The organism is Klebsiella sp. 64, assembly GCF_018223915.1.
Lineage (GTDB): Bacteria > Pseudomonadota > Gammaproteobacteria > Enterobacterales > Enterobacteriaceae > Klebsiella > Klebsiella pneumoniae.
In genome coordinates, this window is sequence record NZ_JAGRQZ010000026.1 from 16,881 (window position 1) to 32,264 (window position 15,384).

Below are 15,384 nucleotides of genomic sequence, written 5' to 3' on the forward strand. Positions count from 1 at the left end.
GATTAATGTTCGAACATAGCAGAGATAGATTCTTCATTGCTGATACGGCGAATAGCTTCAGCCAGCATACCGGAGAGCGTCAGAGTACGCACTTTATCCAGCGCTTTAATTTCTGGTGCCAGCGGAATGGTATCGCAGACGACAAATTCATCAATGACAGAGTTTTTGATGTTCTGGATAGCGTTGCCGGAGAAGATTGGGTGCGTCGCGTAAGCGAATACGCGTTTCGCGCCACGCTCTTTCAGCGCTTCTGCCGCTTTACACAGGGTGCCGCCGGTGTCGATCATATCGTCGACCATCACGCAGTCACGACCGGCAACGTCGCCGATGATGTGCATCACCTGGGAGACGTTGGCGCGCGGACGGCGCTTGTCGATGATAGCCATATCGGTATCATTCAGCAGTTTAGCGATAGCGCGGGCACGCACGACGCCGCCGATGTCCGGAGAAACCACAATCGGGTTGTCCAGGTTCAGCTGCAGCATATCTTCCAGCAGGATTGGGCTGCCGAACACGTTATCGACTGGCACATCGAAGAAGCCCTGGATCTGTTCTGCGTGCAGGTCAACGGTCAGCACGCGGTCAACGCCGACGCTGGACAGAAAATCCGCCACCACTTTCGCGGTGATTGGCACACGAGCAGAACGAACACGACGGTCCTGACGAGCATAACCGAAGTAAGGGATAACGGCGGTGATACGACCTGCCGAAGCACGACGCAGAGCATCAACCATAACAACCAGTTCCATCAGGTTGTCATTGGTGGGAGCACAAGTGGACTGGATGATGAAAATATCACCACCGCGTACGTTTTCATTGATTTGTACGCTGACTTCGCCGTCGCTAAAACGACCTACAGCGGCGTCGCCAAGAGAAGTGTACAGGCGGTTGGCAATACGTTGTGCTAGTTCCGGGGTGGCGTTACCAGCAAAAAGCTTCATATCAGGCACGAGAAGAACCTCAGGCATGCGTCCAGTGGTGGATGAATGGGCCAATAATGTGCGGGATGGCGCCATTCGATCCAGTCGGTGTATTTAAAGAGCACGATGCAACGTCTGGAACAGGGTGACGTTGTCACCGTAACTCAATTTCCCCGGCTGACTCATTATCAATGTGCCATCACGGCGCAGGATTCAGAGCAGGGCCTGCTTGAGCGGCGAAAGGTTAACTCCGCGCGCCACAAAGCCATTTAGCCATGCCGGGGCAGTGTCCAGCACCTGACGGGCAGCGGATTCGGTGTTAAATTCAGCAAACACACAGGCCCCTGTGCCGGTCAGGCGTGACGGCGCATATTCTAACAGCCAGGAAAGCGCGGCATCAACCTCGCGAAAACGTTTTCTTGCGATAAGCTCGCAATCGTTGCTGAATTCACAATTTAATAACGTATTAATTGACCGGCGCGGGGTATTTCGTGGTAGCTCCGGATCGCGAAAAATGATCGGCGTCGGAATACTGACCCCCGGGTGGGCCACCAGGTACCATTTTTCCTCGGGTTCTACCGGCGTCAGTATTTCACCCACCCCCTCGGCGAAGGCGGCATGGCCGCGTACGAAAACCGGCACATCGGCCCCCAGCTGAAGGCCAAGAGTCGCCAGCTCATCTTCCGAGAGACCGCAGCCCCACAGATGGTTGAGCGCCACTAGCACGGTGGCGGCATTGGAGGAGCCACCGCCCAGGCCGCCGCCCATCGGCAGGCGCTTATCGATACTGATATCGGCGCCGCTGCCCGCCGGCAGGCGATCGCTTTCGCTGGCGGCATGCATCAGCAGACGCGCGGCGCGAACGATCAGATTCTCCTCGTCCGGCACGCCGGCCACCGGCGTCAGCAGGCGCAGTTGGCCGTCAGTACGCGGTTCGATGGTCAACGTATCGCCGTAATCGAGAAACTGAAACAGCGTTTGCAGGGTATGGTAACCATCGGCCCGCTGGCCGGTGATATATAAAAACAGATTCAGTTTTGCAGGAGAGGGCCAGCGGGTCATCATTTCACGATCCAGTTATCCATCTTCAGCTTGATGCGCTGAGCGCCATTGTTCAGCTCGACATTGGACGGTAGGGCTGGCTGGGTATCGCTGGTGTAGCCGCCGTAGGTCACGTGCCAGGTTTTGCCGTTTTGCGTATAGTTCAGTTCACGCAGACGGTACCGATCGTCCAGCGAATAGTCGGTGGCGTCGCCCGGCAGGCCGATGATCCACTGGCGCAGGCTGTTCAACGGGATCGGCATCCCGGTCAGACGGCCAATCATCTCTTCGGCATCAGTGGCGGTATAGGTCTGGCCTTTGTTATCGATCAGCTGCACGCTGCCCGGCTGCGCGGTCAGCGACAGCTCGGTGCTGCCCAGCGGGTTGGTCAGCAGCAGGCGATAGCGGTCCTGGCCGGTTTGCTGCCAGAAGAAGCGGGCATAGACTTTTTGCTCATCGGAAAGATAGGCAAACGCCCCGCGGGTCTGGAACTGATTGAGGCTGCGGACAGCCTGCTGGTGCTGACGCCACTGCGGCGAATCCGGGCTTTTGCCAGGCCCTTGCGGCGTATGAAGAGAACAGGCGGTGAGGACGAGGCTGGCCAGCGGCAGCAGGCGGAACAGTCGATTCATAATGATGACAAATCCTTGATGTCTACAGGGAAAAACGGCGGCAGGGAACAGCGGGCCGATTTGTGTAGCAGGTTACATTTATAACCCTTAATGCTAGCGTCGCCGGGCGATAGCGTCTACGTTCAAGTTGTCTGAAATCAAAAAATTAACCTTAATGGCGGTCTTGCTTTAACTATTACTCCAAAAGGGGAGCCTCTCTTTTATTGATTACGCGCATCCTGTATGATGCACTCAGACTAACCTTAGCAACGCTGGTACTACTCCCTCACAATGACCCTTTTAGCTCTTGGCATCAATCACAAAACAGCTCCGGTCGCCCTGCGAGAACGCGTCACGTTTTCGCCGGAAACGCTCGATAAGGCGCTGGAGAGCTTGCTGGCTCAGCCGATGGTGCAGGGTGGGGTGGTGCTGTCGACCTGCAACCGCACGGAACTCTATCTCAGCGTCGAAGAGCAGGATAACCTGCAGGAAGCGCTGATCCGTTGGCTGTGCAACTACCACGGCCTCAACGAAGAAGACCTGCGAAAAAGCCTTTACTGGCATCAGGATAATGACGCCGTCAGCCATCTGATGCGCGTCGCCAGCGGCCTCGATTCGCTGGTGCTGGGCGAGCCGCAGATCCTCGGCCAGGTGAAAAAAGCCTTCGCCGACTCCAGCCGCGGCCATCTTAACGTCAGCGAGCTGGAGCGGATGTTCCAGAAATCCTTTTCAGTGGCTAAGCGCGTGCGTACCGAAACCGATATCGGCGCCAGCGCGGTCTCTGTGGCTTTCGCCGCCTGTACCCTGGCGCGGCAAATCTTTGAATCGCTCTCCAGCGTCACCGTGTTACTGGTCGGCGCCGGTGAAACCATTGAGCTGGTAGCGCGCCATCTTCGCGAACATCACGTGCGCAAAATGGTGATCGCCAACCGCACCCGTGAACGCGCCCAGGCGCTGGCGGAGGAAGTGGGCGCCGAGGTGATAGCCCTCAGCGATATCGACGAACGGCTGAAAGAGGCCGACATCATTATCAGCTCCACCGCCAGCCCGCTGCCGATCATCGGCAAAGGCATGGTGGAGCGTGCGCTTAAGGCGCGCCGTAACCAGCCGATGCTGCTGGTGGATATCGCCGTCCCGCGCGACGTTGAACCAGAGGTCGGCAAACTGGCTAACGCCTACCTCTACAGCGTCGACGATTTGCAAAACATTATTCAGCATAACCTGGCGCAGCGTAAGGCTGCTGCGGTGCAGGCGGAATCGATCGTCGAGCAGGAAACCAGCGAATTTATGGCCTGGCTGCGTGCGCAGAGCGCCAGCGAGACCATTCGCGAATACCGTTCTCAGTCTGAGCAGGTCCGTGAGGAGCTGACGGCGAAAGCGCTGGCCGCGCTGGAGCAGGGCGGTGATGCCCAGGAAATTATGCAGGATCTGGCGCGCAAGCTCACTAACCGCCTGATCCACGCGCCAACCAAATCTCTTCAGCAGGCCGCCCGTGACGGGGACGACGAACGTCTGCATATTCTGCGCAACAGCCTCGGGCTGGAATAGCGCACCTTTCTCTTATTTTCAGGACAGGGTGAATTCACGCCTATGAAGTCTTCTATTGTTGCCAAACTGGAAGCGTTGTACGAGCGCCATGAAGAAGTGCAGGCGCTGCTCGGCGATGCCGCGACGATTGCCGATCAGGATAAATTCCGCGCGCTGTCGCGGGAGTATGCTCAACTGAGCGATGTGGCGCGCTGCTATACCGACTGGCGTCAGGTGCAGGAGGATATTGAAACCGCGCAGATGATGCTCGACGATCCGGAAATGCGCGAAATGGCGCAGGAAGAGCTGCGTGACGCCAAAGAAAAAGGCGACCAGCTGGAGCAACAGCTGCAGGTTCTCCTCCTGCCGAAAGATCCTGATGACGAGCGTAACGCCTTCGTGGAAGTGCGCGCCGGGACCGGCGGCGACGAAGCGGCGCTGTTTGCCGGCGATCTGTTCCGCATGTACACCCGTTACGCAGAATCGCGCCGCTGGCAGGTAGAGATCCTCAGCGCCAACGAAGGTGAGCACGGCGGCTTTAAAGAGGTGATCGCCAAGATCAGCGGCGACGGCGTTTACGGTCGGCTGAAATTTGAATCCGGCGGCCATCGCGTGCAGCGTGTGCCGGCCACCGAATCGCAGGGGCGGATCCACACCTCCGCCTGTACGGTGGCGGTGATGCCGGAGCTGCCGGAAGCCGAAATGCCGGACATTAACCCGGCAGATCTGCGCATCGATACCTTCCGTTCCTCCGGGGCAGGCGGTCAGCACGTTAACACCACCGACTCGGCTATCCGCATTACCCACCTGCCCACCGGCATCGTGGTGGAGTGCCAGGACGAGCGTTCTCAGCATAAAAACAAAGCCAAGGCGCTGTCGGTGCTGGGCGCGCGCATCCGCGCCGCCGAAGTGGCCAAACGTCAGCAGGCGGAAGCCTCCACGCGCCGCAACCTGCTGGGCAGCGGCGACCGCAGCGACCGCAATCGCACCTATAACTTCCCGCAGGGCCGCGTGACCGACCACCGCATCAACCTGACGCTCTACCGTCTGGATGAGGCGATGGAGGGCAAACTCGACATGCTGATTGAGCCGATTGTCCAGGAACATCAGGCCGATCAGCTGGCGGCGCTGTCCGAGCAGGAATGATGACCTTTCAGGCCTGGCTGCAGCAGGCGATCGCCCGCCTGGCGGAGAGCGACAGCCCGAGACGCGACGCCGAGATCTTGCTGGGACACGTTACCGGCCGGGCGCGAACCTGGATTTTGGCCTTCGGTGAAACGACGCTCTCTGCTGACGAGGCGGCGAGGCTGGAGGCGCTCCTGGTGCGACGCCAGCGCGGGGAACCTATTGCTCATCTGGTCGGGCAGCGCGAGTTTTGGTCGCTGCCGCTGTTCGTCTCCCCGGCGACGCTGATCCCCCGCCCGGATACCGAATGTCTGGTAGAGCAGGCGCTGGAGCGTCTGCCAACCGCGCCGTGCCGTATTCTCGACCTCGGCACCGGGACCGGCGCCATTGCCCTGGCGCTGGCCAGCGAACGTCCGGACTGTGAGGTCACCGCGGTGGACGTGATGCCGGACGCCGTGGCGCTGGCGTTGCGCAATGTCGAACATCTGGGCATCGCTAACGTGACGATAAGTCAAAGCGACTGGTTTAGCGCGCTGGACGGGCAGCGCTTCGCCACGATCGTCAGCAATCCCCCCTATATCGACGCCGCCGACCCGCATCTCGCCGAAGGCGATGTGCGCTTTGAGCCGTTGACGGCGCTGGTCGCAGGCGACCAGGGGCTGGCCGATCTGGCGCATATCATCCGCGAGGGACGGCAGTATCTGCAGCCCGGCGGTTGGATGCTGCTGGAGCATGGCTGGACTCAGGGCGAGGCGGTTCGCGCGCTGTTCCGCGAAGCGGGCTATCTGGACGTCGCGACCTGTCGCGACTATGGCGACAATGAGCGTCTGACCCTCGGACGTTTACCCGACATGGAGAATGTTGGCTGATGAACTTATTCACGGCTGTCCTCTACCTGCACATTGCCACAGTGGCGGTGTCGGTAGGATTGTTCGTTTTACGTTACTGGTGGATGTATCACCAGAGCCCGCTGCTGAACCAGCGGTGGGTGCGAATTGCGCCGCACTGCAGCGATACGCTGCTGTTTCTCAGCGGCGCAGGGTTAATGGCGATAACGCACTACCTGCCGTTCACAGAAGACGGCGCATGGCTGACTGAAAAGCTGTTTGGCGTTATCATTTACATCGCATTAGGTTTTATCGCGTTGGGCCGTCGTCGTCCGCGCAGCCAGCAGAGCCGCTTTATCGCGTTCCTGCTGGCGCTGGTGGTGTTGTTTATCATCATTCAACTCGCCATCACAAGAATACCGATACTGGGGTAGGTCATGGGGTCATTAGCGGATTTCGAATTTAACAAAGCGCCATTGTGTGATGGCATGGTCCTCATTTCTGAACAGGTCCGCGACGATTTTCCGTCGCGTTTTGTCGAGGAAGAGCTGCAGCGATTGCTGCGCCTTGCGCAGGAGGAGATTGCGCCGTCGTGGGACCAGGAGCGCCAGATAGAACGATTGCTGGAGCTGTTTTATGACGAGTGGGGCTTTGGCGCCTCGCAGGGCGTGTATCGTCTTTCCGACGCGCTATGGCTGGATAAAGTGCTGGTTAACCGCCAGGGGAGCGCGGTGTCGTTAGGCGCGATCCTGCTGTGGATCGCCCAGCGCCTGGCGCTGCCGGTGGTGCCGGTGATCTTCCCAACCCAGATGCTGCTGCGTGCGGACCCGGAAACCAGCGAAGAGATGTGGCTGATTAATCCGTTTAACGGCGAGACCCTCGACGAGCATACCCTGGAGGTATGGCTGAAGGGCAACATCGGGCCGGTGGCGGAACTGTTTAATGAAGATCTCGACGAAGCGGATAACGCCGAGGTGATCCGCAAGCTGCTGGACACCCTGAAGTCGGCGCTGATGGAAGAGCGGCAGATGGAGCTGGCCCTGCGCGCCAGCGAAGCGCTGCTGCAGTTTAATCCGGAAGATCCGTATGAGATCCGCGACCGCGGGCTGATATACGCCCAGCTGGACTGCGATCACGTGGCGCTGTTGGATCTGAGCTATTTCGTTGAGCAGTGCCCGGAGGATCCGATCAGCGAGATGATCCGCGCGCAGATCAACACGATTTCGCATAAACAAATTACATTGCATTAGTCTGGAACCATTCCGGTTACACCCTGATAAGGCGAACTTATGAAACAAAAAGTGGTTAGCATTGGTGATATCAACGTAGCGAACGACCTGCCGTTCGTGCTGTTCGGCGGGATGAACGTGCTGGAGTCGCGCGACCTGGCGATGCGTATCTGCGAACATTATGTCACCGTTACGCAGAAGCTTGGTATTCCCTACGTCTTCAAAGCCTCCTTTGATAAAGCCAACCGTTCCTCCATCCACTCCTATCGTGGGCCGGGTCTGGAAGAAGGGATGAAGATTTTCCAGGAGCTGAAGCAGACCTTTGGCGTGAAAATCATCACCGACGTTCATGAAGCCAGCCAGGCGCAGCCGGTAGCTGACGTGGTGGACGTGATCCAGCTTCCGGCTTTCCTCGCGCGCCAGACTGACCTGGTGGAAGCGATGGCGAAGACCGGGGCGGTGATCAACGTCAAGAAGCCGCAGTTCGTCAGCCCGGGTCAGATGGGCAACATCGTCGATAAGTTTATCGAAGGGGGTAACGACAAAGTAATCCTCTGCGACCGCGGCGCTAACTTCGGTTACGACAACCTGGTCGTGGATATGCTCGGCTTCGGCGTGATGAAGAAAGCCTCCAACAACTCGCCGGTCATTTTCGACGTCACCCACGCGCTGCAGTGCCGCGACCCGTTTGGCGCAGCCTCCGGCGGTCGTCGTGCGCAGGTGAGCGAGCTGGCCCGCGCCGGTATGGCGGTAGGTATCGCCGGTCTGTTTATTGAAGCGCATCCGGATCCGGACCACGCGAAATGCGACGGCCCGTCCGCGCTGCCGCTGGATAAACTGGAGCCGTTCCTCAAACAGATGAAAGCGATTGACGATCTGGTGAAAAGCTTCGACGAGCTGGATACCAGCAAGTAAGCCTGACTGCATCAGTAAAAAAGCCTGCCGGCGTCAAAACCGGCAGGCTTTTTTTCGCCCGGACTCCGCCGGGTGGGAAAACGGGGTCAGGCGAAAATGGTCATCAGATAGGCGGCGAACAGCGCCATGTGGGCCGCGCCGTTCAGCACATTGGTGCGTCCGGTGGAGAAGGAGATATGGCACAGCACCAGCGAGGCGACCATCACCACCATCTCCGGGGCGCCAAGGCCAAAGCGCAGCTCATTGCCGGTCAGGAAGGCGATGAGGGTGACCACCGGGACCGTCAGCGATATGGTGGCCAGCACGGAGCCGAAAAACAGATTCATCGCCCGCTGAACCTGATTGTTGAGCACCGCTTTCAGGGCGCCAAGGCCTTCCGGCGACAGGATCAGCAGAGCCACCAGGAAGCCTGTAAAGGCCACCGGGGCATTCATGCTGGTCAACAGCGTTTCCAGCGGGTTAGCGTTCATTTTGGTAACCGCGATCACTGCCACCAGGTGCACCAGCAGCCAGGCGGTATGCCACCCGCTGCTATGGGCGGACGGTTTACCGTGGTGCGGGTCGTCATCATCGCTGTCGTCTTCATGCTCATAAACAAACAGGCTCTGATGGGTTTTGGTCTGAATAAGCAGGAAAACGCCGTACATGGCCGCCGAAATTACCGCCACCAGCAGCGATTGCCCGGTGCTGAAGTTCGCGCCCGGCAGCGCCATCGGAAAGACCAGCACGATAATCGCTAGCGGAAACAGGGCGATAAGATACTGCTTAATGCCGAACAGATTCATATATTGGGTGGCGAATTTACGCCCGCCCAGCAGCAGAGAGAAACCGACCAGACCGCCGGTGACGATCATAATAATGGAGTAGAGAGTATCCCGCATCAAGGTCGGCGCGGCGTCGCCGGTGGCCATTAAGGCAGAGATCAAACTGACCTCAAGGATAACCACCGACAGGCTTAAAATCAGGGAGCCATAGGGTTCGCCCAGGCGGTGGGCGAGGACGTCGGCGTGGCGGACCACGCTGAAGGCGCTGCTCAAAATGCCGACCAGCGCGAGGATATTGATCGCGATAACCACTGGCAGTGACTGGCTGCTGCCCCAGAAAAACAGCACCGCCAGCGCCAGCACCGGAAAGACGAGGGAAGACTCCTTATGGCGGGTTTTTACCGCCTCATGTGCATGGGTCATGAACCATCTCCATTTATGCAGGTGTTATAATTATAAAAACGTAGGGCGGTAAAGTAACAGATCTTGCTAAATTACCGCTGGTTTTTTACTTAAATTTACGGGTATCGAGGGATATCTTGATTAGTTTATTATAATTTATGTTTGCTTATATTTAGTTCTTATTATTCAGATAATTACTAAAATAATTTTTCTACTCATTTTGACCTTGATAGCCAGCCGACTGCGTACCAGACTTAAACTTAATGCTCAAACAGGAGGTCAGTATGCCCTATCGCAGTAAACAAGAACTCCCCGACAGCGTTCAGCATGTACTGCCTGCCCATGCGCAGGAAATTTATAAAGAAGCGTTTAACAGCGCCTGGGATCAATATAAAGATAAAGACGAGCGGCGCGATGACGCCAGCCGCGAAGAGACGGCGCACAAAGTCGCCTGGGCGGCGGTGAAGAACAGCTATGAGAAAGGCGATGATGATAAGTGGCATAAGAAAAAATAATCGCTGACGCCGCATTTTCGCTTGCCAGCGCCCCGCTGATTGCTTATTGAAAGATAAAGCTGGATAATATTTCAGCAATATTGACGGATGCATGAGACGAACGCCGGGAAGCGGGCAGTGGCGGAGGTAGTAAACAGTGTTAACTCGTGATTTCTTAATGAATGCGGATTGTAAGACAGCGTTTGGCGCTATTGAGGAATCGCTACTCTGGTCGGCAGAACAACGTGCAGCCTCGCTGGCGGCGACGCTGGCCTGCCGCCCGGATGATGGCTCAGTATGGATCTTTGGCTACGGTTCGCTTATCTGGAACCCGGCGCTCAATTATCGCGAGTCCTGCACCGGCACGCTGCCGGGCTGGCACCGCGCGTTTTGCCTGCGGTTGACTGCCGGGCGCGGTAGTGCCTGCCAGCCGGGACGCATGCTGGCTCTCAAAGAGGGCGGCCGAACCACCGGCGTCGCCTATCGTCTGCCTGACGACACGCTGGAGGAGGAGCTGACCCTGCTGTGGAAGCGGGAGATGATCACCGGCTGCTATCTGCCCACCTGGTGCAAGCTGGAGCTGGACGACGGACGGACGGTGAATGCCCTGGTGTTTATTATGGATCCGCGCCATCCACTGTTTGAACCGGATACCAGTGCCCAGGTTATCGCCCCGCTGATCGCCCGGGCCAGCGGGCCGCTCGGCACCAACGCCCAGTATCTGTTTTCGCTTGAGCAGGCGCTGCGCAAGCTGGGCATGCACGATGCCAGTCTCGATGACCTGGTGGCCAGCGTCCGTGCGCTGTTGGGCGAGAGTCCGACGCCGGGCCTGGCCTGAGCGCGCGCAAAAGAAAACGCCCGGCATGACCGGGCGTCCGATTGCTGACCAGTAAGGAAAAAGCGTGGTTTTTCCTTACTGGTGGTTATCAGCCGAAAATCAATAAATTGATTTTCCTTGTTGTTTTTCTGGTGCAATCTGCAAGTACAATGATTGCATGAGGTTTGTCATGAATCCCACGCCCGGCATGACCGGGCGTGTGTTCTGGCAGTGACGGTCAGGCCGGCACGTAGCTGATGGAGTGCTCCAGCGACTGGCTGTGACTGTCGATAAGCACGTTCCAGGTGCCGCTGTAGGGCACCGTCAGATAGGCGCTGTCCCGATCCTGCACGCTCAGAATATCCGCATGACTGTCGCCCGGGACCTTCGCGCTCATCAGATGAATATGGCAGCGCTCTGAGCACCGCACCACCAGCGTGTCACCACCAAATAACGTCAAACTTGCTTTAACCATCGCCATTTTATACCCCGTTTCTGTCCCGCTACAGCATCCTGCCCACCCAGTCCTCGCGTGATATTGTTCACACTTTGCTCTGTGCATCACACCAAACGGCGCGGGTCGGGATGCTGATTTTGATCAAAAAAAGGGATAAAGATTAAACAAAAATGACGTTGTTCCTGAAAGCATTCAGCTAACGTTTTTTTTACCTCTGCAGGCGGCGAAACCTGATATTTCCTGCCGTTTGGCGCCCCAGATTCAGAAGGTCAGCACTTTATCTGCCGCCAGGGTCCACTGGGCCAGCTCAACGAGAGTGCCAACCTCCACGCCGTCAACCAGCGGCAGTGCGCTGACCCCGCGGCCGTCCGCGCAGGTTTTACACAGCTTCACGGGAACCTGCTGGGCGGTGAGGATCTCCAGCATCTGCTGCACATTATACCCTTCTGCCGGCTTCTGCCCCCGCAGCCCGGCGGTGACGGCGTCGGACATCAGAAACAGCTTGAGATCGAGGTCGGACTGCTGCTCGCGCAGGGCAATGGCCAGGCGCAGGCTGTTGAACAGGGATTCGCTGCCGTAGGCGGCGCCGTTGGCGATGATCACAATACGTTGCATACAAACTCCTTCTTAAAGGCACGGTTATTGCTTTAGGCAGTATAAAGCGTTAACCCGGAGGAGGGGTATGAATAATACGACTGGTCATGCGCACGATGCGACGGCCTGGCTGCAGCTGGCGCGTCGCCTGCAAAAACAACAGCTTCAGCAGCTTAGCCAACAGGGGGAACTGGCCAGCCAGCTCAGCGCGCTGGTGCATATGCTGCAGTGTGAGCGCGGGGCGTCGAATATCTATCTTTGCTCGGGCGGCTTGCTGTATACAGCGGAGTGTCGGGCGGGAGGGGCGCTGGTTGACGAGCGGCTAACCCTGTTTTATGCCAGCCTCGAACGGGCGCGCGCGGTAGCCGGCAGCGCGCTGTGCTGGCGTATCGCCAGAGCGGTTGACGAGCTGGCGCAGCTCCCGGCGCTACGCGCGCAGATCGGCCGCCGGCAAATTGCCGCTGAAGCCGCGACGGAGCAGTTCAGCCGCGTCATCCGCCATCTGCTGAACATCGCCCCGCAGCTCAATGACAGCATTGACGATCCGCCGGTGGCTGGTCGGATGGTCGCCCTGTACAGCTTTATGCAGGGAAAAGAGCTGGTGGGCCAGGAGCGCGCGCTGGGAGCATTGGGCTTTACCCGCGGCGAGTTCAGCGACAGCCTGCGCCAGCAGCTGGTGGACCGTATTGACGGTCAGCAGCCCTGCTTCGACAGCTTTCAGGCGCTGGGCAGCCCGGCGACCGTCCAGTTGTTCAGAACCCAGTGCCACGCCGGTCTGGATATTGAACAGCTGCGGCGGATCGCCTGTACCCGCCAGCCGGCTGCCGACGGCGGGGAAACGGCGCTGCGCTGGTTTGGCCTGCAAACCCAACGGCTTGAGCAATTGCGCGAAGTGGAAGAGCAACTGATCGACGATCTGCTGGATGCCACCTACGCGCTGTTAGCAGACGACGCGCCTGGCTGGCAGGCCGGAGAGGAAGACGATAGCGTGACGCCACGGCTCGATAAACAGCTACTGCCGCTGGTGCGCCAGCAGGCCTATCAGCTGCAGCAGCTCTCCAGCCAGCTGGCCTCGCTGAAAGACGCGCTCGAAGAGCGCAAGCTGATCGAAAAAGCGAAAAGTCTGCTGATGACGCACCAGGGAATGCAGGAGGAGCAGGCCTGGCAGACGCTCCGCAAGATGGCCATGGACAAAAATCAGCGTATGGTTGAGATAGCCCGCGCGCTGCTGATGGTGAAGGCGATTTGGCCGCTAACACCAAAGGAGTAGATGCACAATCGATGGGCATTCTTTGCCTGCCGGCGGTGCACTTTTAGGTGAAAAACCGGCCAGCGTTGGGAAAAAGCCCGCCAGCGCGCTATTGCCAAAGCTGGCATCCCGTTTGCATTACTTATTAAGTGAATAAAAGTCCGGGCAACGAACCAATGGCGGTTCGGGTGTCCGTGGATAAAGGCGTCCTGCAGTGCGTATGCACTGTCGGGCGCTTTTTTTTTGCGCATGGTGGAGCGGATATGGGCGACAAATTTTCAATTTCCCGGCGGCGCTTGCTGCAGGCAGGGGCCGCGCTGGGCGGCGCGATGCTGCTGCCGGGCGTGATGCAGGCCGCCTGGGCCGGCGGCTCGGACAAACCGGAGCAAACCCGCGTGCGGGTCGGATTTATTCCGCTGACCGATTGCGCGCCGCTGGCCATCGCCGCGGCGAAGGGGTTTGACCAAAAATATGGCATCACCCTGGTGGCGAGTAAGGAAGCCAGCTGGGCGGCGGTGCGCGACAAGCTGGTGGCCGGCGAGCTCGACGCGGCGCATATTCTCTATGGCCTGCTGTACGGCCTCGAACTGGGGATCGCCAGCAAGCCGCAGGCGATGGCCAATTTGATGACCCTCAACCGCAATGGCCAGGCGATTACCCTCTCCAGCGAGCTGCAGGAGAAAGGGGTGACCGACCTCGGCGGGCTGAAGCGGCTGATCGACCGCAGCGCGCCGGGCAGTTACACCTTCGCCCATACCTTTCCTACCGGCACCCATGCCATGTGGCTTTACTACTGGCTGGCGAGCGCCGGCATCGATCCCTTCAACGATGTGCGCACCGTCGTGGTGCCGCCGCCGCAGATGGTGATGAACGTGCGCATCGGCAATATGAGCGGCTTTTGCGTCGGCGAGCCATGGAACGCCCGCGCCATTAACGACCGTATCGGCTTCACCGCGGCCACTTCCCAGGATATCTGGCCCGAGCATCCGGAAAAGGTGCTGGGCACCCGTCGCGACTGGGTGGAACGCAACCCGAACACCGCCCGCGCGCTGGTGGCGGCCCTGATGGAGGCGCAGCGCTGGATCGCCGCCTCGCCGGAGAACACCCGGGAGACGGCCCGCCTGCTCGCCAGACGCGGCTGGCTCAATACCAAGGAGCAATACCTCACCGGCCGGATGCTTGGAGAGTATGACAACGGCCTTGGCCGCCGCTGGCAGGATGCCCATCCGATGCGCTTCTGGGCCGGGGGCGAGGTGAGTTTCCCGTGGCTGTCGGACGGGATGTGGTTCCTCACCCAGTTCCGCCGCTGGGGGTTGCTGAAGCAGGCTCCGGATTACCTCGCGGTGGCGTCGCGCATTAACCGCATCGATGTCTGGCAGGCTGCCGCCCAGGCGGTAGGAGGGATCAGCGCGCCGGCAGCCAGGATGCGCAGCAGCACACTAATGGACGGGACGGTCTGGAACGGGTCCGACCCGGAAGGCTACGCCCGCCATTTCTCTATTCAACGTAAGGGGGCATGAGATGAAGCAGGCACAACGTAAGCAACCGGTCGTCAGCGTGGACAACGCGCCTGGCGAAGTGATTATCCTGCCGCCGGTGCAGGTCCGGCGCACCACGCCGACCGTCACGCGCTGGCTGCGTGAGCTCACCCAGCGCCTGCTGCCCCCGCTGTTGGGGCTGGGTGTGCTGCTGCTGGCCTGGCAGCTGGCGGCGATGCATAGCAAAGGCTTTCCCACGCCGCTGAGCACGCTGGACTCGGCGCTGACCCTGTTTGCCGATCCGTTCTATCAGGACGGGCCCAATGACATGGGCATCGGCTGGAACGTGCTGGCCTCCCTGCAGCGCGTGGCGGTGGGCTTCGGCCTGGCGGCGCTGGCGGGCATTCCGCTGGGGTTTTTGATCGGCCGTTCGCTGTTCTTCGCCCGCATGTTTAATCCGCTGATTGCTCTGCTGCGCCCGGTCAGCCCGCTGGCCTGGCTGCCGATTGGCCTGCTGCTGTTCCAGAAGGCGGAGCCGGCTTCCAGCTGGACCATTTTTATCTGCTCCATCTGGCCGATGGTGATCAACACCGCGGAGGGTGTGCGGCGGATCCCGCAGGACTATCTCAACGTCGCCCGCGTCCTCCAGCTCTCGGAGTGGACGGTGATGCGCAAAATCCTCTTTCCGGCGGTGCTGCCGGCGGTGCTTACCGGCGTGCGCCTCTCCATCGGCATCGCCTGGCTGGTGATCGTGGCGGCGGAAATGCTTACCGGCGGGCTGGGGATCGGCTTCTGGATCTGGAACGAGTGGAACAACCTCAATGTGGAAAACATCATCATCGCCATCGTCATTATCGGCGTCGTCGGCCTGCTGCTGGAGCAGGGCCTGATGCTGCTCGCTCGCCGCTTTAGCTGGCAGGAAAAATAAGGAGCC

The 15,384-nt window shown here is 59.2% G+C and carries 17 protein-coding genes; 11 read left to right on the forward strand and 6 right to left on the reverse strand.

Annotated elements, in window-relative coordinates; genetic code table 11:
• Positions 1-2: 2 nt before the first annotated feature.
• The 3 genes from prs to lolB form a co-directional block, all read right to left on the reverse strand.
• Entirely contained in the window at positions 3-950 is a 948-nt protein-coding gene (gene prs / locus KHQ23_RS18060) for a ribose-phosphate diphosphokinase (RefSeq protein ID WP_002910407.1), read from the reverse strand.
• A 183-nt stretch (positions 951-1,133) separates the two neighbouring features.
• Entirely contained in the window at positions 1,134-1,982 is an 849-nt protein-coding gene (ispE, locus tag KHQ23_RS18065) for a 4-(cytidine 5'-diphospho)-2-C-methyl-D-erythritol kinase (RefSeq protein WP_004898981.1), read from the reverse strand.
• A complete protein-coding gene (gene lolB, locus KHQ23_RS18070; protein ID WP_002910405.1) occupies positions 1,982-2,593 on the reverse strand; it encodes a lipoprotein insertase outer membrane protein LolB in 612 nt (203 codons plus the stop codon). Before lolB ends, ispE begins: the two co-directional genes overlap by 1 nt.
• A 270-nt stretch (positions 2,594-2,863) precedes the next feature.
• Between lolB and hemA the strand changes: the two genes are divergently transcribed.
• Genes hemA through kdsA form a run of 6 tightly spaced genes read left to right on the forward strand, consistent with a single transcriptional unit; the run spans position 2,864 to position 8,195 of the window.
• Positions 2,864-4,120, forward strand: a complete 1,257-nt coding sequence (gene hemA, locus KHQ23_RS18075) for a glutamyl-tRNA reductase (RefSeq protein WP_002910404.1) — start codon at positions 2,864-2,866, stop codon at positions 4,118-4,120.
• A 42-nt stretch (positions 4,121-4,162) separates the two neighbouring features.
• Positions 4,163-5,245, forward strand: a complete 1,083-nt coding sequence (gene prfA / locus KHQ23_RS18080) for a peptide chain release factor 1 (RefSeq protein WP_002910403.1) — start codon at positions 4,163-4,165, stop codon at positions 5,243-5,245.
• Positions 5,245-6,093: a peptide chain release factor N(5)-glutamine methyltransferase gene (gene prmC / locus KHQ23_RS18085; protein WP_032421521.1), complete on the forward strand. Its 849-nt coding sequence runs from the start codon at positions 5,245-5,247 to the stop codon at positions 6,091-6,093. The genes prfA and prmC overlap by 1 nt, the downstream gene beginning before the upstream one ends.
• Positions 6,093-6,485: an invasion regulator SirB2 gene (sirB2, locus tag KHQ23_RS18090; RefSeq protein WP_004145428.1), complete on the forward strand. Its 393-nt coding sequence runs from the start codon at positions 6,093-6,095 to the stop codon at positions 6,483-6,485. Before prmC ends, sirB2 begins: the two co-directional genes overlap by 1 nt.
• A 3-nt stretch (positions 6,486-6,488) precedes the next feature.
• A complete protein-coding gene (sirB1, locus tag KHQ23_RS18095) occupies positions 6,489-7,301 on the forward strand; it encodes an invasion regulator SirB1 (protein ID WP_002910395.1) in 813 nt (270 codons plus the stop codon).
• A 39-nt stretch (positions 7,302-7,340) separates the two neighbouring features.
• Complete coding sequence (gene kdsA / locus KHQ23_RS18100) at positions 7,341-8,195, forward strand: 3-deoxy-8-phosphooctulonate synthase (protein WP_002910393.1); 855 nt, start codon at positions 7,341-7,343, stop codon at positions 8,193-8,195.
• An 86-nt stretch (positions 8,196-8,281) separates the two neighbouring features.
• Here kdsA and chaA read toward each other — a convergent pair whose 3' ends face one another.
• A complete protein-coding gene (gene chaA / locus KHQ23_RS18105) occupies positions 8,282-9,382 on the reverse strand; it encodes a sodium-potassium/proton antiporter ChaA (RefSeq protein ID WP_002910392.1) in 1,101 nt (366 codons plus the stop codon).
• A 263-nt stretch (positions 9,383-9,645) separates the two neighbouring features.
• Here chaA and chaB point away from each other — a divergent pair, with 263 nt between their 5' ends.
• Both chaB and KHQ23_RS18115 read left to right on the forward strand, forming a co-directional pair.
• Positions 9,646-9,876: a putative cation transport regulator ChaB gene (chaB, locus tag KHQ23_RS18110; RefSeq protein WP_002910389.1), complete on the forward strand. Its 231-nt coding sequence runs from the start codon at positions 9,646-9,648 to the stop codon at positions 9,874-9,876.
• 136 nt (positions 9,877-10,012) lie between these two features.
• Positions 10,013-10,693, forward strand: coding sequence for a gamma-glutamylcyclotransferase (locus KHQ23_RS18115; RefSeq protein ID WP_004152258.1), 681 nt, complete (start codon positions 10,013-10,015; stop codon positions 10,691-10,693).
• A gap of 217 nt (positions 10,694-10,910) precedes the next feature.
• Here KHQ23_RS18115 and KHQ23_RS18120 read toward each other — a convergent pair whose 3' ends face one another.
• Positions 10,911-11,153, reverse strand: coding sequence for a DUF1883 domain-containing protein (locus tag KHQ23_RS18120; protein ID WP_002910387.1), 243 nt, complete (start codon positions 11,151-11,153; stop codon positions 10,911-10,913).
• A gap of 237 nt (positions 11,154-11,390) precedes the next feature.
• Positions 11,391-11,744, reverse strand: a complete 354-nt coding sequence (locus KHQ23_RS18125; RefSeq protein WP_002910380.1) for a DsrE/DsrF/TusD sulfur relay family protein — start codon at positions 11,742-11,744, stop codon at positions 11,391-11,393.
• A 67-nt stretch (positions 11,745-11,811) separates the two neighbouring features.
• Between KHQ23_RS18125 and nasR the strand changes: the two genes are divergently transcribed.
• The 3 genes from nasR (at position 11,812) to ntrB (ending at position 15,378) form a co-directional block, all read left to right on the forward strand.
• On the forward strand, positions 11,812-12,993 hold the full coding sequence (gene nasR, locus KHQ23_RS18130) for a nitrate regulatory protein NasR (RefSeq protein ID WP_032434755.1): 1,182 nt from the start codon (positions 11,812-11,814) through the stop codon (positions 12,991-12,993).
• Between the two features lie 242 nt (positions 12,994-13,235).
• A complete protein-coding gene (locus KHQ23_RS18135; protein WP_211776867.1) occupies positions 13,236-14,492 on the forward strand; it encodes a CmpA/NrtA family ABC transporter substrate-binding protein in 1,257 nt (418 codons plus the stop codon).
• Position 14,493: 1 nt separating this feature from the next.
• Positions 14,494-15,378, forward strand: a complete 885-nt coding sequence (gene ntrB, locus KHQ23_RS18140) for a nitrate ABC transporter permease (protein WP_004152255.1) — start codon at positions 14,494-14,496, stop codon at positions 15,376-15,378.
• The last annotated feature ends 6 nt before the right edge of the window (positions 15,379-15,384 follow it).